This window comes from Arthrobacter rhizosphaerae (assembly GCF_023062595.1).
GTDB lineage: Bacteria > Actinomycetota > Actinomycetes > Actinomycetales > Micrococcaceae > Arthrobacter > Arthrobacter rhizosphaerae.
Window position 1 is genome coordinate 281094 of the sequence record NZ_JALLAN010000001.1, and the last position, 26981, is coordinate 308074.

General features: G+C 60.2%; 22 protein-coding genes. 17 read left to right on the forward strand and 5 right to left on the reverse strand.

Annotation, left to right across the window (positions count from 1 at the left end; genetic code table 11):
- Positions 1–101: 101 nt before the first annotated feature.
- Positions 102–1418, reverse strand: a complete 1317-nt coding sequence (locus tag MU551_RS01455; RefSeq protein WP_247040355.1) for a hypothetical protein — start codon at positions 1416–1418, stop codon at positions 102–104.
- A 159-nt stretch (positions 1419–1577) separates the two neighbouring features.
- On the opposite strand from MU551_RS01455, the gene MU551_RS01460 reads away from it, so the two are divergent.
- The 7 genes from MU551_RS01460 to brxL are packed head-to-tail and all read left to right on the forward strand — an operon-like array spanning position 1578 to position 14699.
- Entirely contained in the window at positions 1578–1781 is a 204-nt protein-coding gene (locus MU551_RS01460; RefSeq protein ID WP_247040356.1) for a helix-turn-helix domain-containing protein, read from the forward strand.
- Positions 1782–1834: 53 nt separating this feature from the next.
- Positions 1835–2464 (forward strand): DUF1819 family protein, encoded by a 630-nt coding sequence (locus MU551_RS01465; protein ID WP_247040357.1) that lies wholly within the window; start codon positions 1835–1837, stop codon positions 2462–2464.
- The gene (locus tag MU551_RS01470) at positions 2461–3060 is read left to right on the forward strand and encodes a DUF1788 domain-containing protein (protein ID WP_247040358.1); all 600 of its coding nucleotides are present in this window, start codon (positions 2461–2463) and stop codon (positions 3058–3060) included. Before MU551_RS01465 ends, MU551_RS01470 begins: the two co-directional genes overlap by 4 nt.
- 4 nt (positions 3061–3064) lie before the next feature.
- On the forward strand, positions 3065–6571 hold the full coding sequence (brxC, locus tag MU551_RS01475) for a BREX system P-loop protein BrxC (RefSeq protein WP_247040359.1): 3507 nt from the start codon (positions 3065–3067) through the stop codon (positions 6569–6571).
- Complete coding sequence (gene pglX, locus MU551_RS01480) at positions 6571–10059, forward strand: BREX-1 system adenine-specific DNA-methyltransferase PglX (protein ID WP_247040360.1); 3489 nt, start codon at positions 6571–6573, stop codon at positions 10057–10059. The genes brxC and pglX overlap by 1 nt, the downstream gene beginning before the upstream one ends.
- On the forward strand, positions 10052–12547 hold the full coding sequence (gene pglZ / locus MU551_RS01485) for a BREX-1 system phosphatase PglZ type A (protein WP_247040361.1): 2496 nt from the start codon (positions 10052–10054) through the stop codon (positions 12545–12547). The genes pglX and pglZ overlap by 8 nt, the downstream gene beginning before the upstream one ends.
- A gap of 13 nt (positions 12548–12560) precedes the next feature.
- Positions 12561–14699: a BREX system Lon protease-like protein BrxL gene (gene brxL / locus MU551_RS01490; RefSeq protein ID WP_372489764.1), complete on the forward strand. Its 2139-nt coding sequence runs from the start codon at positions 12561–12563 to the stop codon at positions 14697–14699.
- Between the two features lie 31 nt (positions 14700–14730).
- Here the strand turns inward: brxL and MU551_RS01495 are convergent, their stop codons facing one another.
- A complete protein-coding gene (locus MU551_RS01495) occupies positions 14731–15510 on the reverse strand; it encodes a DUF5677 domain-containing protein (protein ID WP_247040362.1) in 780 nt (259 codons plus the stop codon).
- Positions 15511–15659: 149 nt separating this feature from the next.
- On the opposite strand from MU551_RS01495, the gene MU551_RS01500 reads away from it, so the two are divergent.
- The 3 genes from MU551_RS01500 to MU551_RS01510 all read left to right on the forward strand — a co-directional run bounded on the left by MU551_RS01500 (position 15660) and on the right by MU551_RS01510 (position 17169).
- Complete coding sequence (locus tag MU551_RS01500; protein ID WP_247040363.1) at positions 15660–16583, forward strand: GIY-YIG nuclease family protein; 924 nt, start codon at positions 15660–15662, stop codon at positions 16581–16583.
- 7 nt (positions 16584–16590) lie between these two features.
- Positions 16591–16884 (forward strand): hypothetical protein, encoded by a 294-nt coding sequence (locus MU551_RS01505; RefSeq protein ID WP_247040364.1) that lies wholly within the window; start codon positions 16591–16593, stop codon positions 16882–16884.
- 84 nt (positions 16885–16968) lie between these two features.
- Positions 16969–17169 (forward strand): hypothetical protein, encoded by a 201-nt coding sequence (locus MU551_RS01510; protein ID WP_247040365.1) that lies wholly within the window; start codon positions 16969–16971, stop codon positions 17167–17169.
- 125 nt (positions 17170–17294) lie between these two features.
- Here the strand turns inward: MU551_RS01510 and MU551_RS23450 are convergent, their stop codons facing one another.
- Positions 17295–19187, reverse strand: coding sequence for a DUF262 domain-containing protein (locus MU551_RS23450; RefSeq protein ID WP_247040366.1), 1893 nt, complete (start codon positions 19185–19187; stop codon positions 17295–17297).
- Between the two features lie 314 nt (positions 19188–19501).
- On the opposite strand from MU551_RS23450, the gene MU551_RS01520 reads away from it, so the two are divergent.
- The 7 genes from MU551_RS01520 (at position 19502) to MU551_RS01545 (ending at position 25124) form a co-directional block, all read left to right on the forward strand.
- Entirely contained in the window at positions 19502–20929 is a 1428-nt protein-coding gene (locus tag MU551_RS01520; RefSeq protein ID WP_247040367.1) for a hypothetical protein, read from the forward strand.
- Positions 20930–20983: 54 nt separating this feature from the next.
- Positions 20984–21268 carry a hypothetical protein gene (locus MU551_RS01525; protein ID WP_157242243.1) on the forward strand — a complete coding sequence of 95 codons (285 nt, stop codon included), beginning with the start codon at positions 20984–20986 and terminating at the stop codon, positions 21266–21268.
- Between the two features lie 74 nt (positions 21269–21342).
- Complete coding sequence (locus tag MU551_RS01530) at positions 21343–21600, forward strand: helix-turn-helix domain-containing protein (RefSeq protein ID WP_247040368.1); 258 nt, start codon at positions 21343–21345, stop codon at positions 21598–21600.
- Between the two features lie 37 nt (positions 21601–21637).
- Positions 21638–21859, forward strand: coding sequence for a LuxR C-terminal-related transcriptional regulator (locus tag MU551_RS23570; RefSeq protein ID WP_372489765.1), 222 nt, complete (start codon positions 21638–21640; stop codon positions 21857–21859).
- A 118-nt stretch (positions 21860–21977) separates the two neighbouring features.
- The gene (locus MU551_RS01535; protein WP_247040369.1) at positions 21978–24641 is read left to right on the forward strand and encodes a UvrD-helicase domain-containing protein; all 2664 of its coding nucleotides are present in this window, start codon (positions 21978–21980) and stop codon (positions 24639–24641) included.
- The gene (locus MU551_RS01540) at positions 24634–24936 is read left to right on the forward strand and encodes a hypothetical protein (protein WP_247040370.1); all 303 of its coding nucleotides are present in this window, start codon (positions 24634–24636) and stop codon (positions 24934–24936) included. The genes MU551_RS01535 and MU551_RS01540 overlap by 8 nt, the downstream gene beginning before the upstream one ends.
- A 17-nt stretch (positions 24937–24953) precedes the next feature.
- Positions 24954–25124 (forward strand): hypothetical protein, encoded by a 171-nt coding sequence (locus tag MU551_RS01545; protein WP_247040371.1) that lies wholly within the window; start codon positions 24954–24956, stop codon positions 25122–25124.
- 34 nt (positions 25125–25158) lie between these two features.
- Here MU551_RS01545 and MU551_RS01550 read toward each other — a convergent pair whose 3' ends face one another.
- Together MU551_RS01550 and MU551_RS01555 are read right to left on the reverse strand one after the other, a co-directional pair.
- Entirely contained in the window at positions 25159–25389 is a 231-nt protein-coding gene (locus MU551_RS01550; RefSeq protein ID WP_247040372.1) for a hypothetical protein, read from the reverse strand.
- A 63-nt stretch (positions 25390–25452) separates the two neighbouring features.
- Positions 25453–26979, reverse strand: coding sequence for a recombinase family protein (locus MU551_RS01555; RefSeq protein ID WP_247040373.1), 1527 nt, complete (start codon positions 26977–26979; stop codon positions 25453–25455).
- Positions 26980–26981 lie beyond the last annotated feature (2 nt).

Below are 26981 nucleotides of genomic sequence, written 5' to 3' on the forward strand. Positions count from 1 at the left end.
TGGACTCTCGAATGCAAGGCGCGGTATCCCCCACGAACTGTTGCCCGACCGCGCGATCAGGCAAGAACAAGATCAACCCTTGCCCCATCGCGGCGCATTGATCATGCTGATACGCCATTCGGATGTTGAGCCTCTAACTCCTCGCCGGACTGGACTTCAATTGGCACGAGCTGATGGATCTCACCCGAAGGAAGCGCGATGTACTGCACGGTGTCAGGCGGATCGATCCGTGGAGGCGTCACCCGTTCACGAAAAGCTGTCTGCCGGCCAGCCATCGACTTCTTGGTCTTATGCCAACGACCAGTGAGCTCCAGCGTGGTGAGTGCCTCGGTGACCTGAGCCTCGCGGCTCTCAGCCCTTCTCACATCCGCTGCGTCTCGCTCAAGAGACTTTCGAAAGGCAAGGTATGGGTTGCCAGGATCGGCAAGCGCTGCTTTCGCGGCGTCGGCGAGAAGCGCTTTTCGTCCGAGGGCGACAGCGGCACGAGCGAAGTGAAGTTCGCGAAAGAAATGGTCGAGATCTTTCGTCTTGCCGCCGAGGGCTTTTTCCAGTTTGCGATAGTCAACAGCACCGCTGCCCACACCAGACTCCAGGAGTGACTGGATGGCAGACCAGGTTTGCTCCAAGAATATGTCCGCGTTGTGGAACTCCTCGCCGGCACTTTGCTGAACAACGTCCAGATCAGGAAGCCCGCCGTCGAGCATGGAACTGATTGCTTTGGACAGTCGTTTGTCCGTCGTTCGTTGGGCCGCAATACGCATGTCTACGTATCGCTTCTCCTGACGTCCCAGGATTGTCTCGACCCGCCGCTGATGAACCCTCTGTTCCCGCTGAGCGAGCATGTCCAGAGCCATCACCGAGGCACCCACTGCCAAGATCGGCCAACCAGCAACCGCGGCACCTCCGACCCCCACCGGATACAGGACAGCCTGAGCCGAGATACTGGCGGGTCCGCGCGCGAATCCGCGGAACCCGCTGGTGCCAACCGCGCGAACAAGCTCGGCACCCTTCGGCACCACTACCTTGAAAAGTGTGGCACTCTTCGGATCCACTGCACGGACGACGTTGGTGAGTGCCTGCTGAATGGCAGCATTCACTGGAACCGACTTGTACTTTGTTAGCTCAATGTCGGTGATCGGGTGGTACTCGAACGCCATCGGAATTGAAGCGACCTCAAGCGCCTCCTCGACCGAGACGGATGCGCCGGTTGCAGACAAGACGGCCTCTGGAACCAGGAGCCCCGAAGCGGGGAGAACCCGGACGGGTGCCAAGGTCTCGCTCGGCGAAGTCTCAGTCGTCACTGTGGTTCTTGCGGCGTCGTCTCGGCTAGCACTTCTGTGCCTGCGAAGAGTTAGAGTGAGGAGGCCGCCGGCGGCCACAACAACTGCGACTACCAACGCAATCCAGAGTTCTGTCATTGCGACAGCCTAACGTGACGTTCCGGACGATCTGCGGGTCAAGCCTCGTAACTCATGCAGGCTTAACCCGGTCAAACCCAGCCAAACCCTAAGAAGACATGCAGTTGAAGCTAGGATGGCTTTTATCCGACGTTGCCAATCCCGACTGGAGGCTCCACCGTGGCCGAACCATGGCTGTCCGCCGATGGCATTGCCGCGCATCTGGGGATCACAAAAGACACGGTTTATACGTGGATCACCGATAAACGCATGCCAGCCCACAAGGTCGGCAGGCTCTGGAAGTTCCAGGCAAGCGAGGTCGATGAGTGGGTCCGCAGCGGCGGCAGCGACGTGTCAAAGGACCCCGGTGACGGGATCAACTGACGTCCGAGTGCCCAAGTGCCTACTTACCGTGAGATCTGAGATGAGGCCTCCCTTTGGTTGAGCAGCATGCGACGACGCAGCGCTATGCGCTCTCATTTACCAGTGGAGCCCTCCTCATGCGTGAGGCCGCGATCGTTGCGCCCGTCTACTTGCGCGAACGCGACTGGGCAAAAGTTCGAACGGTGATCGCTGAGGAGAACCTACTGCAAGCCCGCACGGTCTCCTCTGGGTCCAGGCTCGCGCGCGAGGTTGTGCAGCGGCTCGCTGTGCTAACCGTCGACGAGATCGAACTGCTCACTGAGGCAACGTCAACCGAGCGCGGACATTTGCTGTGGGCGGCGGCCTGCCGTCGATATGACCTCATAGGAGAGTTCGCTGAGGAGGTCCTACGAGAGCGGTTCCTTTTGCTTACGCCGACCCTCACACATGACGACTTCGACAGCTTCGTGCGTAGCAAGTCTTTGTGGCACAACGAGTTGGCTGAACTCAAGGACTCCACGCGGCGCAAACTGCGGTCAAACTTGATCCGGATGCTCATTGAGGCGGGCTTTGTTTCAGGGGGCGGACGCATACAACAGGCCGTGATGTCTCAACGCGTCGCCACTGCCTTAGCGACGCATGCCCCCAATGACATGCGGTTCTTCCCGACTTCTGATGACGCTGCAGTCAGGGCCCGGTCGTGACGCGGACTGAGATAGCTAATCAGGAAGAGCACCTGTTTGCCGTTCTTAGTGGCAGACGATTTCTCCAGATGGAGGGCCTGAGCAACGAGGTGCCGTTTTTCATCTACCCCTACGACCCCGAGGATGCACTCGCGGTCGCGGAGTCGAAGAAGCGCATCAAGAACCGGCTGGCGAACAAGGGCGTCGTGGTCCGCGAGGTTAATCTCTACGACCTGTCGGTGGAGATCCTCAAAGCGCGCGGGGTATGGGATCGGCTGATCGCTCTCGAACCCGAGCAGGACAAGGCCGACTTCATGAAGCCCCTACAAAACCTTCTCGATCCGGAGACGAAGATCGCTCCCGCAATCCGCGCGAAGCTCGCCGACGGCGACTTTGACATCTTCTTCCTTACCGGCATCGGCGAAGTATTTCCGTACATCCGGTCGCACAACGTGCTGAATAACTTGCAGAGCGTCGTGACAAGCAAGCCGATGCTCATGTTCTTTCCCGGGGATTACAAGCAATCAGATTCGATGGGCTCGTCGCTCGTCCTTTTCAATTTGCTCACCGACGATCAGTACTACCGTGCAAAAGACATACGGCAGCAGGAGGCCTGACCCAATGAACCTCAATGAGATTTTCGTCAAAGACGTCCAGCGCACGATCGAGGGCGTAATCAAGGCTGACGACACCGCTCACCTTGGTACTGAGGTCGACGAGTACGTTCTGACCAACGAGGTCGCCAAAGGCCTGGAGTTGCTGCTGGAGGCCTATTCGAACTATACGAACGCCAACGGCGTCTGGATCTCAGGTTTTTTCGGTTCCGGTAAGTCGCACCTGCTGAAGATGCTCGCGCACTTGCTCGGTGACGTGGATGGTCAGGACTTCCCGCGTGAGCGCGTATCGGAGAGCTTCCGATCCAAGGCTCTGGATGCGTTCCTCCCGGCGCTGCTGACCAAGGCTGAGCGGATCCCGGCGAAGAGCCTGCTGTTCAACATCGACCAGAAGGCCACGCTAATCACGAAGGACCAGACTGATGCGCTGCTGAAGGTATTCGTCAAGGTCTTCGACGAGAGCCGCGGCTACTACGGCAACCAGGGCCATGTTGCCCGGTTCGAGCGAGATCTGGATAACCGCGGCCAGTACGATGCGTTCAAGGCCGCATACGCAAGGATCGCCGGGATCAACTGGGCTGAGGGGCGCGAGCTTGATGTTCTCGAAGAGTCCAATGTCGCCGCCGCCTATGCCGCCGTTATCGGAGACAACTCTGCGAGTCCTACGAACATTCTGACCAAATACCGTGACTCATACGCAGTGTCGATCGAGGATTTTGCCGAAGAGGTGAAGGCCTGGCTCCACAAGCAGGAAGCCGGCTTCCGGCTGAACTTCTACGTCGATGAGGTCGGCCAGTTCATTGGGTCCAACACACACCTAATGCTCAACCTCCAGACCATCGCCGAGTCGCTGAACACCAAATGCCAGGGACGAGCATGGGTGTTTGTGACCTCGCAGGAGGACATGGACAAAGTGGTCGGTGACCGCACCCGGCAGCAAGGCAACGACTTCTCCAAGATTCAGGCCCGCTTCGCCACACGAGTGAAGCTCACCAGCGCCGACGTGGAAGAAGTCATCCGCAAGCGCCTGTTGGAGAAAAACGTGGCCGGCGAGGCAGCGCTGAACGCGATCTACGCCGACCAGCACGCAAACTTCAAGACACTGTTCGACTTCGTAGACGGCGCTAAAACGTATCGCAACTACACCGACGAAACGCACTTCGTCGGCACCTACCCATTTGTCAGCTACCAGTTCCCGTTATTCCAGGCAGCGATCGAGGGCATCTCTGACCATAACGTGTTCGAGGGGCGCAACAGCTCAGTCGGTGAACGCTCCATGCTCGGCGTCGTCCAGCAGGTCGCCAAGGATATCGGGGATGTTGAGGTCGGAAGGCTCGCAACGTTCGACCAAATGTTTGCGGGCATTCGCGCTTCGTTGAAGTCCGCCGCTCAACGTGCCATCGACCGTGCCGAGCGAGATCTCCCCGATCCCGACTCCGACCTAACGAAGCTGGCCGTGCGCCTGCTCAAGGCTCTGTTCCTGGTCAAATACGTCGAAGGATTCCACGCCACGCCCCGCAACCTGACCGTACTCGTCTACGACCGGTTCGGACTTGACCTGCCCGCACTATCGAAACAGGTGCAGGAGGCCCTAACCCTTCTGGAGACGCAAACTTACGTACAGCGCAACGGCAACGTCTACGAGTATCTGACCAACGAAGAGCAGGTCATCGAAGAGGAGATAAAGAACGTCGACATCGATGCCTCGGAGGTCAGCGGTCGCCTGTTCAAGATCCTCTCCGGCGACGTCGTTCGCACAAGCAAGCTGCGATATGCCAAAAACGGACAGGACTTCGCTTTCGGGTACAAGCTAGACGACCAGGTCTACGGGCAGCAACGCGAGCTGACCGTCCACTTCATAACCCCGGAATACCCATTCGGTCCCGAAAATACCCGGATGCACAGTGCCGGCAAGGACGAGCTGCGCGTCATCCTGGAACCCGACGAGCGAGCCCTGTCGGACCTGCGCCTGCTCATCAAAACGGAGAAATACACCAAGCGCAAGCAGACGACCTCACTGTCGGCGATCGAGGAACTGATTCTGCGCTCGAAGGCTGCCCAGAACGTCGAGCGCGAAAAGGAGCTAATAGAGCGCATCCGTCGGGCCGTTGGCAAGGCGGACCTCGTGATCAATGCCGCCGATGTGACCTCCTCCTCGCAGGACGCCATCACGCGTGTCACAGACGGCTTTCAGGACCTCATCAGCCGCACCTACACCCAGCTCAGCCTGCTCGGCGGGTCCACGTACAGCGAACAGCAGGTCGCTGTGTTCGCCAACCCCGACCAAGCGAACATCATCAACGACCCGTCGCTGTCGAGGCTCGCTACCCCAGGCGACGCGGTGCTCTCATTCGTCCTGCAACGCGACCGCCTCGGTGAGCAGGTGACAGTCAAGGCCATCGTGGATGCTTTCCAGGCCAAGCCCTACGGCTGGGATCTCGCCTCGATCGAGGTCGTCGTCGCCTGGCTCGTTGGCATCTCAAAGATCACAGTCACGGTCGATGGAAACTTGCTGAAGCGCACGGAGGTTGCGCCGGTGCTGCGTAATACGCAAAAGCACTCGCATGCGGTAGTTGCTCCGCAGAAGATTTTTGACGAGCGCAAGGTCGCAACCTTCCGAAAGTTCTGCACTGACTTCTTCGACGAGGCGACCGCACCGAAAGACCCGCTGGAACTGGCCCGGCACGGCAGCGAGAAGCTAGGGGCAAAGCTCGATGAGCTGAAGGCGCGGGTGATCGGGTCCAAGTACCCGTTCGTGGAACAGTTGGCTTCCCCCATCACATCGCTCGAACGGGCCGTGGGCAAACCCGACGAATGGTATCTGACCGAGTTCGTTCTTGGAGACGAGCTGCTCGACGCCAAAGAGAACGTGATAGACCCAATCCAGTCGTTCCTGGGCGGCGGCCAAAGAGTCATTTACGACCAGGCCGCCGATCTGCTGATTGCAAACGCGAACAACCTCAGGTATCTGCCAGCAGGAAGCGACACCGACGTCCAGCGGCTTCTGGACGATCCAAACGCGTTCCGCGGTAATCGCATGACCCAGCTCAAGCACGCCGCAGACGCCCTCGGCGCGCAGGTCGAGAACTCGCTCGCTGCCAACCGCAGGATGGTCCTGGAAGTCATCGAGAGGCGCAAGGCGGAGGTGCTCGATAGCGCCTACTACAGCAACGCCATCGAAGAGGCACAGCAACGGGTCACTCGCACAATCGACCAGATCGTCGCCACCGTAGGCAGTGAGCGGCAGATCGCACTTATCCGTGAGCAGGGCAACAGCTTCGAGGAAAAGACCTATCCGGAGCTGCTCGACCAGCTCGCGTCCTCTGCCCGGCCGAAAGGCGGCACGGACAGCCCTGAGCCAACGCCGGCCAGGCAGACCGTCTCGGTCAAGAGGATCACGGTATCCGGTGCCCACGGTGTACTCGAGAACCCCGAGGACGTCGACCGCTACCTCGACGCGCTCCGGATTGCGCTGCTGAACGCACTAAACGACGGAAAGCGAATCGCACTCTGATGGAAACCGCTCCCCTGAAGTCCTTCGCCACCTGGGCTCGCACTGCACTCATCCGTGAGGTGTCAGCCCGCATCTCCGTCGTGCTCGCATCGCAGGAACTGCGCCATGAGCAGCCCAAAGCCGTCGCCGCCCTGGAGAAGGCCGTCAACGGCGCTGGAGGCGGTGACAAGGGCCGCGACGCCATAGCCGACAGGGTCGCCTACATATGGTTCAACCGCATTATCGCGTTGCGCTTCATGGACGCCAACGGCTACACGGGCATCGGCGTAGTCTCGCCCGAACATGGCCGCGAGGGCGGGCAACCCGAGATCCTGGCTGACGCTAACCGCGGGAACATCGACCCCGATATCGTGCGCGCTGCAATCGCGACGACCGTGACGAGCCTGCTCAACGGCACGCGCCGAAGTCCTGACCCACTGGGTGAGGCCTATGCGCTGCTGCTCGCGGAGTACTGCCGACACTGGAACCGCTCGATGCCGTTTATGTTCGAGTCCGAGGGCGACTACACCGAGCTGCTCATCCCCGCAAACCTGCTCGCCGACGACTCCGTGCTTGCCCGCGCCGCGATCGTGCTAACCGAAAAGGTCTGCCTGGACGTCGAGGTCATCGGCTGGCTCTACCAGTTCTACATCTCGGAGCGGAAAGATGAAGTCTTCGCCGGGTTCAAGAAAAACAAGAAGGCCGGCCCCGACGAAATCCCCGCCGCGACCCAGCTCTTCACCCCGCACTGGATCGTTCGGTACCTGGTCGAGAACTCCGTTGGTCGCCTGTGGATGCTCAACCGCCCGTCGTCCAGGCTTGTCGACCAGATGGACTACTACATCGCCCCGGTCGATGAGGAGACCGGATTCCTGAAGATCGTCAGGCCCGAAGAACTCAAGGTCGTCGACCCTGCCTGCGGGTCCGGACACATGCTGACGTACGCCTTCGACCTGCTCTATGCGATCTACGAGGAAGAGGGATACGCACCGTCGGACATCCCGGCACTCATCCTCACCAACAACCTCTATGGGATTGAGATCGACCCACGCGCCGGGGCGCTTGCAGCGTTCGCCCTGACGATGAAGGCTCGTGCGAAGCAGCGCACGTTCTTCAACCAGCAGGTCGAGCAGAACGTCTGCGTCCTCGATCCGATCAGCTTCACGCCCGACGAGATCGAGTTCCTGCTGACCTCCGGAGGCGATCGACACGCGGAGTCGTCGTTCTGGAACCAGTTCGAGCGTGCAGACGTCTTCGGCTCTCTGATTCAGCCTGACCCCGCGATGATCGTTCACCTGAAGCAGCACGTCGCGCAACTCGACCACGACGGAGACCTGCTGAATGCCGATGTGGTCGGCTGGGCGCAGCGAGTCGTGCTCCAGGCCGAGTACCTATCGCCTAGCTACTCCGTGGTTGTCGCAAACCCGCCCTACATGGGTAGCAACAGCATGGGCGACGCGCTGGCTCGGTTCGCCAAAAGCAATTTCCCGATGACGAGATTCGACTTCTACAACATGTTCATGGAACGGGCGATGTCCTTGTGTGTCAGGGGTGGAGCTTGGGGGGTCATCTCTCCGCATGGGTGGATGTTCCAGTCGTCATTCTCGGACTGGCGACGTCTATTTCTATCCGAGAACACCGTCATGAGCCTTGTCCATTTTGGCCGTGGCGTCTTCGGATCTGACTGGGCTTCGGCGGCATTCGTCGCCCTGCGGTCCAAGCCTGACGTGAACTGTTCCGCCACCTATCGGAAGCTCTACGAGCGCGCACTCGAAGTGAGACAGAGGGACGCGCTTGAGCAATTCTTCCTTGACCCCACATATCAGAGATTTGTCGTTAACCAGCATTCGTTCCTTGGCATTGACGGCAGTCCGTTCGCCTACTGGTTGCGGCCAGATGAGCTGGCGATCTACCGCGACCACCCTCCACTCTCGACGCTTGGAGCGACGCGCCAGGGCCTTGCGACCGGTGAAAATAATCGCTTCCTTCGCTATTGGTGGGAGGTGTCGGTTTCACGGACCAATCGGAACGCAACCGACGGCGCGGAGGCTGCAAGGTCGCAGGCGAAGTGGTTCCCTCTGCAGAAGGGAGGGACTCCACGTCGATGGGCTGGTAACGATGAGTACCTCGTCGACTGGTATGACGACGGCAAGTCCATCAGGACATTTGGAACCGAGTCAGGCGGCCGGCCCAAGTCGCGAGCCCAGAACACCGCCTACTACTTTCGTGAGGGAGCAACCTGGTCGAGCCTGGCGGGCGACTTCGCGATGCGGTTCTCTCCCAGTGGATACATCTTCGAGACCAAGGGCTCAATGCTGTTCCCCTCGCGAGAGAGCGATCTCCGCTGGTTGCTTGGCTATCTGAACACGCCGATCGCTCGGGAGCTGATTGACTCTATGTCTCCGACCCTGGACTATCACGAGGGTCCGGTCGGTCGTATCCCCGTTATTTTCCCGAACGATCCGGGCTTCGTGACCGCCTGCGTCGAGCAAGCACTGGCCCACGCAACTGCAATCTGGGGCCGCCTGGAGACTTCTCCAGCATTCAGTAGTTTCCACCTTGGGCCGCGGGCAGCCTTGCTCAAGACTCAAGACGTTCTTGCGGCTGACTGTGCAGAGCGGCTTGCGATGGAAGACGCCATCTTGGGGATCGAGCGAGAGATCGAGGCGCACTTCCGAGCCTCTGGCGGAGTTGGTGAGGATGCCTTCGCGCTGGAAGTTCAGCGCCCCACTGGCCTCCTCGACGATCGTCTCCGCGATCGGCCGGCCGCTACTCGACTCCTGGTCGAACACTTTCTCTCTTTCGCCGTTGGCTGCATGTTTGGTCGCTACAGCGTCGACGAACCCGGCCTGATCCTCGCCGACCAGGGCGCGACGTTGCAGGACTACCTCGCGAGGGTGCAGACACCAAGTTTCATGCCCGATGCAGACAACGTCATCCCGATCGTGGACGGCGACTGGTTCGAGGACGACATCGTGTCGCGGTTCCGGCAGTTCCTACGGGTGACGTTCGGAGAGCAGCACTTCGAGGAGAACCTGCGTTTCGTCACGGAGTCACTTGGCGTGAAGGACTTGCGCGACTATTTCGTGAAGTCTTTCTACAAGGATCATGTGCAGCGGTACAAGAAGCGCCCGATCTACTGGCTGTTCTCCAGTCCGAAAGGGTCTTTCAACGCGCTGGTATACATGCACCGCTACACGCCGTCGACCGTCTCGACCGTGCTCAACGAGTACCTGCGCGAGTTCAAAGCAAAGCTGGAAGCCAGCCGCCATCACCACGAGCGCCTCACCGCGGGCAGCGGCACACCACGCGAGAAGGCTGCCGCGCAGAAGGAAGTCGACCGGCTGCGCAAAGTGCTGCTGGAACTCGACGAGTATGAGCACGACGTCCTGTACCCGCTCGCCACCCAGCAGGTCCAGATCCACCTCGATGACGGTGTGAAGGCGAACTACCCGAAGCTGGGTGCCGCCCTAAAGAAGATCCCGGGACTAGAGGCAAGCGATGAATGAAACAGCCTCCGTCCGGCCCCACCTAGAGCGACGCTTCGAGACTCAGCGGGTGGTGTTCTGGCACGACCCCGAGGGCGAGTACGCTGCAGACTTCGAAACGCTCGGTTTGGAGGGCGTGCAGACAGTGCGCGTCACCAACAACGAGTTCGCGATCAAGAACCGGCTACTGCATCAGGAGCCCAAGGCAAAGTTCCTCGTCTACCGCTCAGGTGCCGTGCCGAAAGGGATAGCCAACTGGCTGCTTGACCTGGAGCTCGCCCACGGGGTGTTCACCGCGGACCGGACCTCGCTCGTGCAGCAGGAGCTGGGACTCACTGCTGACGGCATCGGTGAGGTCGTGCAGGCGTGTGAGAAGTTCTTCCGGGCAGCCAAGCGCGTGCAGGGGTTGAAAAACATGCTCAACGCTGACGATGACGCCCGACTGCTGCAAGCCAAGATGTCAGCCGTCCTCCTCAGTCAAAGCGAGCACAGCTTGCTGGAGATCACGCGCACCCTGCTGATCGAGAACGCCAGTGGAGCGAATGCAAAGTACACATCGCTCGTCGAGTACGGCCTCGACCGGTTTTATTGGCAGGGCGCAGGATCCATTTACGGCTACACGTCGCCGAGCCCCAGCATTACAGACTTTGTGCTTTGGATGTTTCGGCAGGCCAACGCCGGATTCAAGTCCGAACGGCCTGGCGAGCTGCGCAACATCCAGCTCGACTTCGGGAGCCTGCGCTACGACGTACGGAGCCAGAGGGCATTAACGACGCTAGCGAAGCGCGCGGCGAGCGATCTGGACTACGCCAGCACCATCGAAGACTCGAACTTCCGCGACCTGTTGGGCAGCGATCTGTTCGAGGAAGTCGACCGGAAGATCGTCAGCGCCCTGGCGCGCGGGGTGGCCGAGCGAACGCTGACAGCGCGTGAGGTCACCGAGGTCATCCGTAGCCGCCAGAGCAGCATTTGGATCGAGGGATACCGTATTCTGTATGCCGCGATCGGCAGCGCCTCCGAACTGCTGGCTGAGCTCAGCTCGCTAGACCTGTCGATGCAGTCCTTTGATGAGGGTCTGGAGCGGTACCGGAGTGACTGGTTCCGCATCGATCAGCTCTACCGCCAGTTCACGCACGCAGCCCGCACCGCCGAATTCAACGGCCCCTTGGAGACGCTGCGCGCCCAGGTGGAGAAGTTCTACGCGAACAAGTTCCTTTACGAACTGGGCAATGCCTGGCAGAAGCAGGTCGATGGCGTCGATCTGTGGCGTTCCGCGGCGCTCAGGCCACAGACCGCGTTCTTCGCGGACCACGTAACGCCCATCACGAGGGATGGCCGACGCAAAGCCGTCGTCATCATCTCGGACGCCCTGCGGTATGAAGTGGCCGACGAACTCGGCTCACGTATCCGCCAGGAAGACCGCTACGACGCGACCCTCGAAGCCATGCTCGGGGTACTGCCGAGCTACACGCAGCTAGGCATGGCCGCGCTCCTGCCCCACACCACGATCGGACACTCCAAGGACGGCGATCCCGTCTTGGCCGACGGTCAACGCACAGACGGCACCGCAAACCGAAGCAAGATTCTCGACACCGTGGACGGGAAGGCGATCCAGGCCGAGGACGTGTTCTCGCTGACCCGAGACGAGTTAAGAGAGCTGTACCAGCAACATCAGGTGCTGTACGTCTACCACAACCGTATCGACGCCACCGGGGACAAGGCCGGTACCGAACGCCAGGTCTTCGAAGCAGTCGACGACACACTTCGTGAACTCGTCGATCTAGTCAAGCGTCTGACGAACGCAAACGCGACCAACATCCTCATCACGGCAGACCACGGATTCCTTTTCCAAGACACGGCACTCGCGGAGTCCTTCTACCTGTCGACCCTGCCGCAAGGAAACGAGATCAAGGTCAGCAACCGACGATACGTCCTGGGCCGCGGATTAAGGGAGGACCCTGCGTTTAGAACCTTCACGCCGGCTCAACTAGGCCTCGGCAGCGACCTCGACGTGCAGATTCCGAAGTCCATTCATCGGCTGCGACTTCCCGGCGCGGGCTCGCGGTTCGTCCACGGCGGTGCGGCCTTGCAGGAGGTCGTAGTTCCGGTGCTGGCGATCAACAAGAAGCGCAAGAGTGACGTGCGCGCGGTGGACGTCAAGATCATGCCCGAGTCGGACAAGATCACCACCGGCCAGCTGGTCGTCAAGTTGTTCCAGGCAGAGCCGGTGAGCGAGAAGGTCCACCCCCTGGTGCTGCGCGCTGGCCTGTACGTTGGCGAGACCCTCATCTCGAACCATCTCTCGCTCACGTTCGATCAGGACTCGACGGACCAGCGAGACCGTTACCAGAACGCTCACATGTTGCTCAGCCAGGACGCGAACGATTACAACAACCGCGCGGTGGAGTTCCGGCTCGAAGAACTCATCCCGGGTACCAACCAGTGGCGCGGCTACGCCAAGGCGATCTACACGCTGAAGCGCTCGTTCGGCTCGGATTTCGACTTCTAAGGAGAGTGCTACCGTGAGCGAAGAAGTCAGCCAAGAGACATCCGCTGGGGCCAATGCGTTGGCAGTTGCCACCCCTGTACAGAGCGACCTGGACCGAAAGATCAACCAACTCTTCCCCGGCGTTGTAGTACGCAAGGACCTGGTGAAGGCGGTCAAGGGCAACGCCATCGTGCCCTCCTACGTGCTGGAGTACCTGCTCGGCCAGTACGCGGCATCCGACGACGAAGCCACCATCCAGGCAGGCATCGACACGGTGCGCAAGATCCTCGCCGAACACTACGTGAACCGGAACGAGTCCGAGCTCGTGAAGTCCACGATTCGAGAGCGCGGGCGGCATCGCATCATCGATAAGGTGACGGTCGCGCTCAACGAGAAAGATGACGTCTACCAGGCCGAGTTCGCCAACCTCGGAATCAAGGGCGTACTCGTCGAATCGGCGACGATAAAGACCCACCCGAAGCTGCTCGTTGGCGGTGTGTGGTGCATCTGCGACATCGAGTATTTCCACAGTGACGACGCCCGTATGGTGCCGTGGACACTGGGGTCGATTAAGCCCATCCAGTTGTCAAAGTTCGACTTCGAGGGTTATCTCGCGGCGCGGAGCGAGTTCACAACCGGCGAGTGGACTGACCTGCTCGTGCAGTCGATCGGGTTCAACCCCGAACTTTTCGGACGCCGCGCCAAGCTCATCCAACTCGTGCGGCTCATTCCGTTCGTCGAGCGAAACTACAACCTCGTAGAACTCGGCCCCAAGGGCACCGGCAAGTCGCACATCTTCTCTGAGTTCTCACCCCACGGCATGCTCATCTCCGGTGGCGAGGTCACCGTCCCAAAGCTGTTCGTCAACAACTCCAACGGCCGCATCGGGCTGGTCGGCTACTGGGATGTCGTAGCGTTCGACGAATTCGCGGGTAAGAAGAAGCGCACCGACAAGGCGCTCGTCGACATCATGAAGAATTACATGGCGAACAAGTCGTTCTCCCGCGGCGTCGAGACGCTCGGCGCGGAGGCGTCAATGGTGTTCGTCGGCAACACTTCGCACACCGTGCCCTACATGCTCAAACACTCTGATCTGTTCGACGAGCTTCCCGAAAGCTACCACGACTCGGCGTACCTTGACCGCCTGCACCACTACATCCCAGGCTGGGAGGTCGACACCATCCGCGGCGAGATGTTCTCCAACGGGTATGGGTTCGTTGTCGACTACATCGCCGAGGTGCTCAAGTCGATGCGTTCGGCAGACTACTCCGACCGCTACCAGTCGCACTTCACACTCTCATCGGACATTTCGACGCGAGATCGCGACGGCATCCACAAGACCTTCTCCGGGCTAATGAAAATCCTTTACCCGCACGGAGAAGCCTCGGCCGACGAGATCGAAGAGATCCTGCAGTTCGCCATCGAGGGCCGCAAGCGCGTCAAAGACCAGATCCTCCGCATCGACTCAACGATGGCAAACGTAAAGTTCGGCTACCTCGACAAGGCCGGTACATGGCATTCAGTCTCTACGCTTGAAGAGGATGAGTACCCGGCGTACTACTACCGTGAGCGCCGCGTAAGCACTGACGCGGAGGAGGCAACGGGCGATCCAACTGGGCACGCCGCGGCTTCTGCGGAAGACGGTCAACCAATTGCGCCCTCGCCAGCCACCATAAAACCGCTGTTTGAGGGTCACCAGGAGTTCCAGGAGAACCAGCGTGGAATCTCCTTCGAGACTCTCTTGGTCCCGTACCTGCGCGGAGCCACGCAGATCACCATAACTGACCCTTACATCCGGCAGTTCCACCAGGCCCGTAATCTCATGGAACTCATCGAGTGCATCGCGGCCACCAAGGACGCGGCCGACGAAGTGAGTGTCCGGCTCGTTACTTCTGAGAACACCGAGGGACAAGACAAGCTCCGCAAGCAGTACGAACTACTGCTGAAGGTCAAGCAGGGAGCCTCTGTCGCCGGCATCAACGTCGACATCGTCTTCGACGGCGCTATCCATGATCGGTCCATCCTCACCGACACCGGATGGAGGATCCTGCTCGGCCGCGGGTTGGACATCTTTCAGTACATCACGGGCGATGCGTTCGAACTTGCCACTAAGCTTCAGGAATATCGGCAAGTCAAGGCCTTTGGCATAACTTACATCCGAGACGACGCGTGAGCGCAGCGCGTTACTAACGTGTCCGGCAGACTTACCCAGGCTCGGTGGCTGAGTTTTGCGCGGTTCCCAATTGCGTTACGCGATCCCGGATGTCAGCAAGCGGTTCCGTCAACTGGTCTGCCATGCCGGCCAGATGCACGAAGGCCTCGGTGCCTAGCAGCATCAAGCTTGGCAGCATCGCACGGAAGCGATTGTGAGGGGTTGGTTCCATGTGAAGATGCATTCCGGGCTCATCAGGGTCGTACTCGGCATAGGATTCTGAACTGGTCAGCGTTGCGTGGGATTCTTGGGTGTCCGTAAGCCAGATTTGGAAAAGAATCTGGTAATCGGGGATGTCGTTCATCAAGGACTTGAGGTCTTTGAAGGAGACGCTGTCCGATCCGGGATCCGCTTCGGACTTTAGTAATTCGATGATATCCAGCGCGCCATCGGGTAGAGGGGTGCCGGCCTCTGCCGCAAGTGTGATGTTGCCCAAGCTATGTTTGCGCTTGTTCAATGCTGCTTCGACGAATCTGCGGGTGTCGACGGTGGTGGCCCAGTGGAGCCTGATGACGTGTTCAACGACGGAGCGTCGGAGCGGAGCGCACTCGACGCCGAATCCGCGCTGTTCTAAGAGCCTGATGGCCTCGGCAGTGCGTAGGGTTCGCATAAGCCACCCCCACGCGATGCCGACGGCACGGACCGCGGCCTCGTCATCTCGGTTCCAGTCATCAATCGGAGTCGGAGGCAGCGGCGGTAACTTTTCGATCATTGTTCTGAAATCAGCCAGGATCTTGTCTTCTTCGTCACCTGGGCTCTTCGTGGTCGTCATGCTCCAAGACTGACGCCCGATTTGGCCAGCTGCAATTCAGGACAGCGACGGCTCGGCTCGAGCAGGCAACCGCCGCACATCCCCTCCGGACACAACCAAGGGACGGGCCACTAAGCCACCGCGCCCGGTTGGTGACATAAGGTGTTTCAGTGTCTGATCTTGTTCTCGATGTAGCTGCGGATTCACTGGTGCCGGCTTCGCGCGCGTCCCTCACTCTCGGTCATGTACTGACTGGCATGGGCGCAGACCGCGACCCGGCCGTCCGGCTGGAGGATGTATTGCTGATCCGCCATGCCTTCAGGCCCGGCGACCCGACCGCCCTGCGTGGTCCCGAAGACCTGACGGAGGAACTGGTCCTCGCTTACACCAGGGAGCAGGGTCTCTCACCCCGGCAATTCCCCACGGACCCTCCCCGTTTTTGGGTGATCCTCATCGCCGACGGCAAACGTCGCTCCCGGCTCTGGGGCACCTTTGAGAACCACGGCGAGGTGGTCGCAGAGCGCACTGACGTGAACCGGTCCTTCGACCTGCGCCTGTCACGTTTCCTTGCGCCTTTGAATGACCGGCTGGTGATCGAATGGGACAGCCCGCGGAATTGGCACCGGCGCGCCGCCAGCGCCGCGAACCTGCCCGTGCTGGAGATCGCAGACCGAGACAAGGAACCGTTCCCAGGATTCGACGGGGTGTTGCTCACCTACCACCGACTTTGCGAAATGGTAGAGAGCCCCCGCTACGCCGATTGGCGCACTGCCTTGAAGGAAGTGCAGGGCATCTACCTCATCACTGACTCCACCAACGGCAAGCAATACGTTGGAAAGGCGGATGGTGCTGAGCGCATTCTCGGACGGTGGACGAGCTACGCGCGCGACGGCCACGGCGGGAACGTCGCACTCCGCGAACTTGCCTACGACAGCGCAGCCGGAGAAACGACCAAGACAGACCACGCCCGGCACTTTGTCTTCAGCCTTCTTCGCGTGTTCGGACCCAGCACACCCTCCACAGAGGTGGATTCAGCTGAGTCCCACTACAAGGACGCGCTGATGACACGACAATTCGGCCTCAACAGAAACTGATCGATCAATGACACCACGTCCACGCCGTGCCTGGCAGGCGGCAGCAAAAGCCAAGCAGGAGTCCAAAGAACTGGGCGAGCTGCACGCGATCGAACCAGCGTCCCGCCGCAGCGATGGCTCACCCAAAGTAGGACCGGGCCAGGTTTACGTGGTGAGCTCCGGCAAGGTCTATCACCCGGCCTGGTGCAACTCAGTGGGCAACGTCTGGGACGACAACCCCAAACGGCTGCTGGTCGTCGAAGAAGCCGGCGTCGGTGGCCGGAAGGCCTGCAAAGCCTGCGACGAACCCCTGCAGGCCTGACTTTGCATATTTAGCGGCTACGACTGAGTCAGGCCTCCGGCGGTCCTCTCCGTAAGAGACGGTCCTCCCGCATAGGATGATCCCATGTCTGAATCCGAGCCCATCACGATCCGGAACAGTCTGCCGAACATCCTCGCAAATGAGGCGTACGGCCCGGATTGGAAACGCACGCAGGATGTCATGGTGGTCATAACAGTAGGTGGTACTTCCACTCACCTGGCTTTGAAGTCTGCACCCACCACGACGCTATGCGGTCAGAATTCCCGGTTCGTGGCCCGCGCCTGATTTCTCCTCAGTGGTTGCAAGAAGTGTTTAAAGGCTGCTCTCAAACAGGGCATAGCCACGATCACCGATACGGACGGCACACTCATCGACCTCGCCACCAACACCGAGATCAAGCTGCCGGAACACTAAGCTCTTGCCGCTTCGTAGGCCGCTTCCTGGATCTCCATTGAGGGACCGGACCAAATCTCAGTGATTGCCTTGGTCAGGGCCACAGAGCGCTCCTTGATGTCGGCTTCAGTCCAGAGATCGATGTGTCCCTGGATGATTTCCTTGTTGAGCACCAGAAGGCTGAAGGCGTCGAGCAGCGTTCGCTTGCCCTTGCCTGACTCACCGCCGTCGATGAGTCCAGCGGCGTCGCTATCTGTCCACGGACGGTTGGATAGCGAACCATTCAGTGACTTGGTCACGAGCGTGAGATTACCGATCGTATTTACGACCCGGTCACGCACAGCGGCCTCTTCAGGCGTGAGTCTTGGCTGCGGATCCCAGTGAGTTCGCCAACCCTGCGGCATAACGTGCTCGATTTCCAATCCCCATGGAAGCTCGACTGCTTCGTACTTCGTGCTCTGGCTGCGAAGTTGTTGTTCCACAGCACGGAGGACTACCTGGAGTCGCCACTGGCGGATGTTCCCGTAGAGCTTCACATCAGGAAGGGTCGTCAGCATCTCCTGATCGGAAGGCCAGTAACGGGTCTCCGCGGTCTGCTCCGAAAGAAAGTCCCGGATGGCGCTTCCGGCTTCGCGAGCATCAACGCTTCCGAGCGACTTCAAGGTGGCCACCATGAAGCGATTTACATCCTTGGAGGTCTTCCGCAGGAGTGTACGGCGAATAACCCAGCTCTCGATTGCATCCAGTGCTATCCGCAACTGGTCACGGGGAACCGAATGGTTCTCGGAGAGGAGCCAGAGAAAGACGGGAGTGGTGGCCGCCAGCTCCATCGTTTCTATAACCCGGGAGCGGAACCGTCCTTCGGGCGTTCCTACGTCCAGTTCGCTGAGGCCCCGGTAGGTGTCGGCATCCTTCCGCAGTTCCGTCAGCAAGGCTTCCGCGCCAAGGGGCGTAGTCAGTCGTGACCCTGCGTAGTCCGCGAAAATTCTAAACACCAACTCCGCTTTGACTTCTTCCTGTAAACGCATCGTGAGCCAGTACTGCAGGAAGATGTCCACACGGGACCGAATTTGACGGCCCTGGGAGATTTCAGCCCGCCACCATACGGTATCGAAGTCGGCCCAGTGCGTCCTGGACCACTTGTCCACATCAGCACCAATCTGTTCGCCCTTGCGGAAGACCCAGTTCTTGATGAGGTCCGCTTTCAGCAGGGGTGTGCCCCGGTCGTTCAGCGTTTCGAAGATCAGCTGTGAGTCTTCATGTCCTGACAAGTCGATGGCGACGACGACGAGTCGATGTTCAAGCGTTGAACATAGTTCCTTGGCACGGAGTTCTTCAGTGCCGGGTGGGACGATCCCTTCCTCGTCCGGTGTTCCTGTCAGCCACTGTTCTATTTCGCGCCGGAAAAAGTCGTGGGCCTCGATGACTCGATGCTCCTCGACCCGCGGTTCCTCCGGATCCATGGCATGGGCAAAGGCGCTTCGATCCGCCTGGGATGGCCAGAGTTTGAAGCGTTCGATGCGGCCTTTGAAGGTCAACGCCTTGTTCAGAATGAGCTCTTCGAGCTGATCCGCTTCCGTCTGGTGTCCCCGCCCGGCGACGATTTCATGTGCAGCATCAAGCAAGAGCTGAAGTGTCGTCATGCGCTGTTGGCCGTCGATGACCTCATGCCGTGTCACATCGCCGGCAGATGGTGGCTTCGACTCATAAACGACCGCACCCAGGAAGTGATTGGGAATTGGGGGCTTGCCCCCGTCAAGAAGATAGCTCTCGGTGACGCGGACCACGTCGTCCCACAGAGGGGCCCATTGGCTCTCCTCATCCCAGACATAGGGGCGTTGAAATGCGGGAATCTCAAAATGGCGACGACCCTCGAAAAGATCTCGCGGGCTTCGAGGATGAGTATCCACTGCATGCACCTTTCGACTACGACGTCCTCCGTCACACGCTATCGGTCAACCCGGGACGACAGCCACAAATCCAGCAGTGTTGCCTTTCGAGTCGCCGTCAAACTCAATCGCCGCGTCGTGCGGGATCCGCCTGCGCGACAAGACTGGGCGGTACAAGCTGGCGAAGTCGCCCGGCTACGACGTCGTACGGGGCGCTGGCCTAAAATCCGGTTTTGCACCGAGCAGGACCGGGGCAGAATCCTCCGCGCCGTATCTGGTCGTGTTGAGTCCGCCTGCACCAGGCATTGATTTCGTCCACTGTGGGGTAAAGAGCATTGCACGTCAGGGTTGTTGTTGAATCGTTCGGGTTGGATCATATGACCATGGGGAGGATCCTGGACGGCGCAGCCGATGATGTCCGACGTCGCCTTGAGGCGCTGGAGGTGCCGTCTTCTATTGCTATCGCAATGGGGCAGGTAGCCTACCTGCCTCGTAACAGCAGGATCCCCGGCGTTCCCCAACCCATAGTTGGACGAGCAGAAGCGGCCTGGTTGATCAGCAAGTACGAGGAGCAACTCAAGATCGACCAGGACCCCTTTGCCAAAGCCGGCCTGGTCCAGGGCTTATGCGCTCAGATTTTCGGCGCGTCCGGCGAGACCTTGTATAACTCTGGCTATCCACCGGGAACGGTGGGGTATGAATCAGAGTCGCTGGTTAAAGGAGCGCTGCGCTACTTCGAGACGTTCGACCCGTCCTTCGCGGGGGACGAGGTGATGGTCCCGGCCACTTATGTTCTCGGCGAAGGAGAAGATGAGCGGCGATGGGATGGGTGGATCCTGACCAAGGATGGCGTCATCGGTTTCTTCGAGGAAAGCGATCTCCTTCCGGCAGATACTGCCCAGGGCAGCCCTGTACTTGCACAACTGGGCGACCTCCGGCAGTGCTCCGTTCTGATGCCTTCCTACTCAGCTCCAGCTCTCACCCATATCGACCGTCAAGGGCCGTCGAAAAATTTCATTGCCTCGCTCCGGTTCGATGACGGCAAACGAATGCGCTTGGCCGTATGGCTGGAGGATCTTCCCCCAAACCTTCGTGAGGAAGCGATGGACGGCATATCCGAGCTACTTCGGATCCTTGACAAAGCCCTGACTCTTAGCCTGCAATCAACATCATCAGGCCGCATACCGCCGCGCTCAGATCCCACGAATATCCAGGAGTCAAGGCCAGCCATCCGAGTACCTGACCTTGCGGATGCGCGTTCTCTGCCAGCCTTTGACGCAGCCATGGAAGAGCTGTCGTTTAGGTACTTTGAAAACGGCAACAACCCCCGGATGCTGTGGCCGCTTATGGAGCAGTACCTTCAACCCATGCTCTACCGGTACTCCTTGAGGACCTACATGACCAATGACGAAGTGGATGGTCAATGGCTCATTGAGAAGTACATTTCATACGCGGGACAAAGCCTTTGCTTGCTTCAACATAGCAATCATCACCTCCAGCACGGCGATCTAGGCGCATCCGAACACGCGGCCCTAAGGGACTTCATCCTCGACTCCACACAGGAGATGTACGGTCTAGTCGTTTGTGCCATTCAAAATGCGGGCAGAGAACGACCGACTTCTTTTGACGGGTCGCCACTTGAGTGGGACCGCGAGCTTCGCGCCTACCTAACATCGAAGCTCAATGAAATTGTGTCGGCTCAGGACCCCAATGATCCGATTCGTTTGGCGCAGCAAATGATGAAAGGTGATGGAGCCCTGTAGCTGGCTCGAGGCTCACAGTCGAAGATGTTCGAACATATGTTCTATAATCAAGCCGTGATCAAGCGAGGTACTCCTGAGGACTCTGAGCGTATGTTCGCCCGGATCCAAGCGGAAGAGAGCCGACCGATTGATGACCCGGCTCCCATCAGAGAGTTCCCGAAGTATGGCCGGCCCCTGGTCTACGTGAGCGGCATCTACGGCAAAGCTGTGGGCTGGACCCGGAACTATGGCCTGATTGAATGGCTCGACTCATCCGGCAAATACCACGTGGGTTGGGCGCATTCGTCGAGCATCAAGCGGGTGAAGCCTGAAGAGTGGAAGGGCGGCGGCGGGCTGTAGCGGGCGTGAACGTCCGGCGAGTGGGCGCGGGATTCAACGGACTTTAGGCCGCTGCCCGCACACAGGATGAACCGGTGACCGAAGAACCCAAGAAGCACCGATTCCTGACCATCGAGCAGGCAGCCGAGGAACTCAACGTGTCCCACAGCCAGATCCGGGCACTGCTGAAGACAGGTGAGCTTCGCGCCATTCAGGTCGGCGGGAGGGGCATGTGGCGTATCGGCCGCCAGGACATCGAAGACTATGTCAGTGAGGCTTATCGGCGCACCGCGGAACGCATCGCCGCCGGGGAGATCGAAGACGACGGAGAGCCCGACACCGAGCAGGCCTAACAGCGGATCACTTGCGCTGTCGGCCAAAGCCGACGGAATGGTGTTGCCGGTGCTAAGCAAAGCAGTGTCACGCTATCGAGCCAGGCCTCAGGTTGGCTCCGGTGGCGGCAACCAGGAGATCGCTGCCCGTCTTGGAATCAGCACGCGAACGATCGAGAACCACCTATCGAAAGCCATGAGGAACTGCGCGCCTTCGTCGTTCAAAGCCTGCGTTGCCAAGAAATCCCCGGTCAATAGAACAACCGCATGTGGAACCTGAGAAGACGAGCGGGAATAGCGGGTTCTAAATCGACCGCGACGAGGCCGGCAATTCCCCGCTGATACCGTGTGAAGGCGGCCAATGGCTGGTTATCAAGTATTTTCGGGGCAGGGGGAGCATGACGGAATGGAAGCCAGGCTGGTGGGCTCGAATGTTCATCGGCGCAGGGTCATGGGTGCTGTCGATCGGCGAGGGCAGTCTCCATGTCCGCGGAATTCCACAAGAGCTCGCGGTCGATGTACTGGACATCCACGAGCTCGCCGTCGATGAGGGCTCGAGACGGATCGTCATCAGTCTCGCCCACCGAACAGAAACCGTACTTACCGGGCTCCCTCGCCGCGCGGTGCGGGAAGTCGCTGCTGCGTACCGCTCTGAGCTAGAAGAACGGCGACATCTCATAGCTTTGCTCTCAAGGGCTGGGGAGCAGGGCGAGGCAGCCCGCCTGTGGTGGTCCCAGGTACAAGATGTGATGAACCGAGCCAGATGGGCGGACCAGGACACGATCGCCACGGTCGAAGGCTCCCGTCCAGACGTCGCTGTGTGGTTGGCTGCCGACAGCGATCCGAGGCTCTCCGGGCTTCCCAGGGACAAACGCGAGGACCAGCGTGCCGCGGTCCAGGCTTGCTGTACCACTGACTTACCTGCGTGGGCAGCTCAGCGGAACGAAGCATTCCTGGAGTGGGAGAAGAACGAATTGGCGGACTTCTTCCGCACGGTTGAGAAATCCCCACTGACAGACGAGCAGACAAGGGCGACCGTCTGCTTCGAAAACCGGGTGCGCGTGATCGCTGCCGCGGGCTCCGGGAAGACTTCGACGATGGTTGCACGCGCCGGGTACGCGATACGGCGCGGCATCGCACAACCAGCTGAGATCCTCGCTCTCGCCTTCAATAAGAAGGCAGCCGGTGAACTTTCGGACCGGCTCGTCTCCCGCCTCGGCGACGATGGTGCCGGGGTAGCGTCGAGCACGTTTCATGCCTTCGGGTTGCGCGTCGTTGGCGAGGCCACTGGCCGCAAGCCGTCCCTCCCCGACGACCTTGCCACTGACAATGGCATCGGGCGGCTCGCGAGGATCGTGGACGTCCTCCGCGACCAGGACCCGGCCTTTCGGCGGGACTGGGACCTCTTCCGGCTCGTCTTCGGCCGGCAGCTGCCGGACCTCGGGGATGAAGCTGATCCTGAGAGGTCGGACCGGAACACCGGCAATAACGGCTTCGGAACTCTCGCCGGGGAGGTCGTGAAGAGCCAGGAAGAGGTAATGATTGCCAACTGGCTCTTCCTGAACGGGGTCCGGTATGAGTACGAGCGGCCGTACGCGCACGATGTCGCGGACGCGCACCACCGTCAGTACCAGCCCGACTTCTACTACCCGGACATCGATGTGTGGCATGAGCACTGGGCGCTCGGCCCCGATGGCACCCCGCCGCCCCACTTCGACGGGTATGCCGAGAGCATGGCGTGGCGGCGTCAGACCCACACGCGTTTCAGTACCCAGTTGATCGAGACGACATCGGCGACCATCCGGGACGGGTCCGGGTTCGACCATCTCGAACAGGAGCTTCGCAGGCACGGAATCCAGCTCAAGGAAGACCCGTACCGGGAAGCGGTCGGGGAGCCTCCGATCACCGACCAGGCGATGGTGGCGCTGATGCGGTCCTTCATGGCCCACGCGAAGGGCAACCGCCTCGACCCTGACACACTCGCACAACGGGCCGACCGGACCTTGCGGGCCAGGCTCTTCACCCGCCTGTACGGCGTCATCCTTGCCGAATGGGACCGCCGGCTCCGAGCCGCGGGCCAGATTGACTTCGAGGACATGCTGAACCTCGCCACCGATCACGTCGAATCCGGCCGGTGGACCAGCCCGTATCGCGTTGTCATGGTAGATGAGATGCAGGACACCAGCGCTGCGCGAGCGGCTTTGGTGCGGGCGCTGCTGAAGGCACCCGACACCTACCTGTACGCAGTCGGCGACGACTGGCAGTCCATCAACAGATTCGCGGGCTCAGACCTCAGCGTGATGACCCGCTTCGATGACTGGTTTGGCGCGGGATCAACGATTTGGCTGGACCGCACTTTCCGGTCCCCGCAGTCCCTGTGCGACGCTGCCGGCGGGTTCGTGATGAAGAACCCCGTTCAGATATCCAAGAGCGTTCAATCTTCAGCGCCGGATACTGACGAGACCATACTCGCAGTCAGCGTGCGGGACCGCAGCCACTACGGATCGGCCGTTCGACAACACCTCATGAACCTTGATGCAGAGCTCACTGGGCCGGCAACGGCCCTGCTGCTCGGCCGATACACCCGGTCCAAGGACGATGTGACCTCAGCCTTGGACGCGGAGTATGCCAATCTGACCGTCCAGTTCAACACCGTCCACGCCTCGAAGGGAAAAGAAGCCGACTACGTGGTCGTCCTCGGCCTTGAGAGAAGCGGTTTCCCGAGCACCATCGAGGACGATCGACTCCTGCAGCTGGCCATGGCGGCACCGGATCCCTACCCGTTTGCCGAGGAACGACGCCTGTTCTACGTCGCGCTGACCCGCGCGCGGCATTCCGCGCTCCTGGTCACCCGCAGCGGCGCAGAATCAGCATTCCTCCTCGAACTGGTTCGAGACCGAGCCCTCAAGATCCGGTCCGCCAAAGGCGATGACATCACCCCGGTGGTCTGCCCGAAATGCAAGAAGCGCACCATGAAGGAACGCAAAGGGCGCTACGGCCAGTTCTTCGGCTGTACGGGCTATCCAATTTGCGCCGGAACTATGAAGCTCGCGGATGCTTAGTGCGTTGCTCAAGACGGAGACTGCCGTGTCCGCGATGAGCTCCGCGGGTGTGCTCAGGGTTCTGCAGAACCTCCCGGCGCATCTCCCAGGCCGGGTCAACTGCAACGGCAGCCATGGCGCTGTGGGGGAGCAGCTCGTGCCGTTCGCCGTGGCCCCTGTCGTCGAGTTCCCGCAGACCGAACCTGTTCAGGCCACTCCCGCCAGGCACATCAGTCTGGAAGAGGAAGCCGGGATCCTCAGCCGGGCGGACGAGCTCAACGCTCGTGTCGCCAAGATCCTTCATGCGTACAGCTGAACGATAAAGTCGTGCACATGGCATTCAACTGGGAGCAAGTCCTCGGGACCACTGGCACGGGTCTATCCAGCACCTACGATGAACATGCGTCTGACGCTCTCTACCAGGACCACCCAACAGCGGCTCCACCGGGGTCGCCCATTGATCCCGGCGATGAAAAGGTAAGCCTGCCATTCGAGGAGAACTGACTCGACTGACGAGTCGAGTGACTGCTGGCTCGTCTCAGGCTGCCGCACGGTCATCATCGTCGAGTTGCACATAATCGCCCTCCACCACAACAACTGGTTTGTCCAGTGCCTGAGTGAACAGCCCTATCAGCTTCATAACCTGGACGTCAGTGGGTGCGGGGGCCTCTGCCACCGTCCGTTTACACCACTCGGCGAACGACTCGCCTGTGCTCGCGACGCGGACGCCTCGCAGCAATGCGGCTCTCTCGCTCGCCTTTGTACTCATGACTTGAATGATATTTGATAGACGAGTCGAAAGGCAAGCGACTCGTGAACCAGTCGGGAATGGTCAACGCCAGTCCATCACGACCCTGTCAGGGTCCACGCCTCGGGTGCCCTTCTTTGCGGCCCTCATGATCTTGGGGGTGGCCACCGCGCGGATGACATGGCGGCACCAGTCCAGGTCGCCGGCCTCCTCGCGCTCCGACCAGATCTCACGGACACGACCCGAACGGGCCAGCTCCAGCACCACCGGATCGACGTCGGCCAGCAGCAGCAGTTTGGCCTCGGCCGCGTCGATCTTCGGCTGCACGATGTCCTCTTGGCGCGTGAGGTAGCTGAGGTCCCTGCGGCGCTCGGCCTCGGCGTGCACCTGCTCGAGCCACCGTTTGTGATCCGCGATCTCGTCTAGGAGCGCCTTGCGCTCAGAATCGACGTCCCGATCCTGCTGCCCGATGCGGGCCATGAAGTCGGGCCTTTCGATCCACGCAAGCACGAGCTCAATCACGACGGCATCGAGGTGCGTCTCCTTCATCGCAACATGAAAACCGGTCCTGCCGGGCACACCGACGCAAAGGTAGGTGTTGTAGTGCTGGCGAGGGAGGAGATTGCCGTCTTCGTCCGACTGCTTCCGGCCCTTATTCTGCTTGCCGATTCGAGTGCCCGCTCCACACACGCCGCAGACTGCTATTCCCGAAAGTAAGTGCTTCGCTGGCCAGACGTTCGTCTGCTTTCTCCACTCAGGGTTCATGAGCACCTGCAGCTTCCGCCACGCAGTCTCGTCGATGAGCGGCGGCCAAATTGCATTGCCAAGGATCTCACCCTGATGCTGCCGCAGCCCGGCATAGGCAGGCATCCCCAACATCTGCTTGATCGCGACAGCCGTCCATCCCAGGTTCTGGCGCTGCTGTCGGTATGCCTTCCGACGCGGCGGGATGGAGCGGCGGTTGAAATCCTTAGCGATCATGTAGAACGTCTCACCGGCCAGCACCCGCCGCGCGGACTCCTTGACGATCGGTGCTTGCTCGGGATGAGGGATGACCTCGATCAGCTGCCGCGTTTCCTGGTCATAGATCCGCTGGTATCCGTAGATCTGCTTGCCGTGTGGGCGACCCTTCTCGGCATTGGCTCTGACGTCGCGGAGCAGTCGTTCGGACGACTTGTCGCTCTCGTACTCAGCGTCGGAGGCGTCCTCGCGCAAGCTTCGGCGGTCGCGAGCGTTGTTCGGGTCGTAGACACGGCCGTGGGTGAGAACCCAGATCTTGACGTCCCGCTCCATGCACAGATCGATGAGTTCCAACCACTCGCTCGTGCGTCTGGATCCTCGGGAAGACTCCCAGATGCCCAGCAGATCGGCACCGAAGGTCCCCGTTTTGAGGTCGGCCATGAGATCAAGGAAGCCCTCACGGGTCTTGCGGGCGTAACGACTCGCGCTGCGGTTGTCATCCCGATATGGAACCGGGTGTAGCCGCCAGCTCCGCGCTCGGCACTCGCGCTCCATCTCGTCATGCTGTTGGTCTGGGCTCTTGCCGATGCCCGAGCGGTCCTGGGAAACACGCAGGTACTCCCTGACGGTGACGTTCGCGAGGTCGATCATGC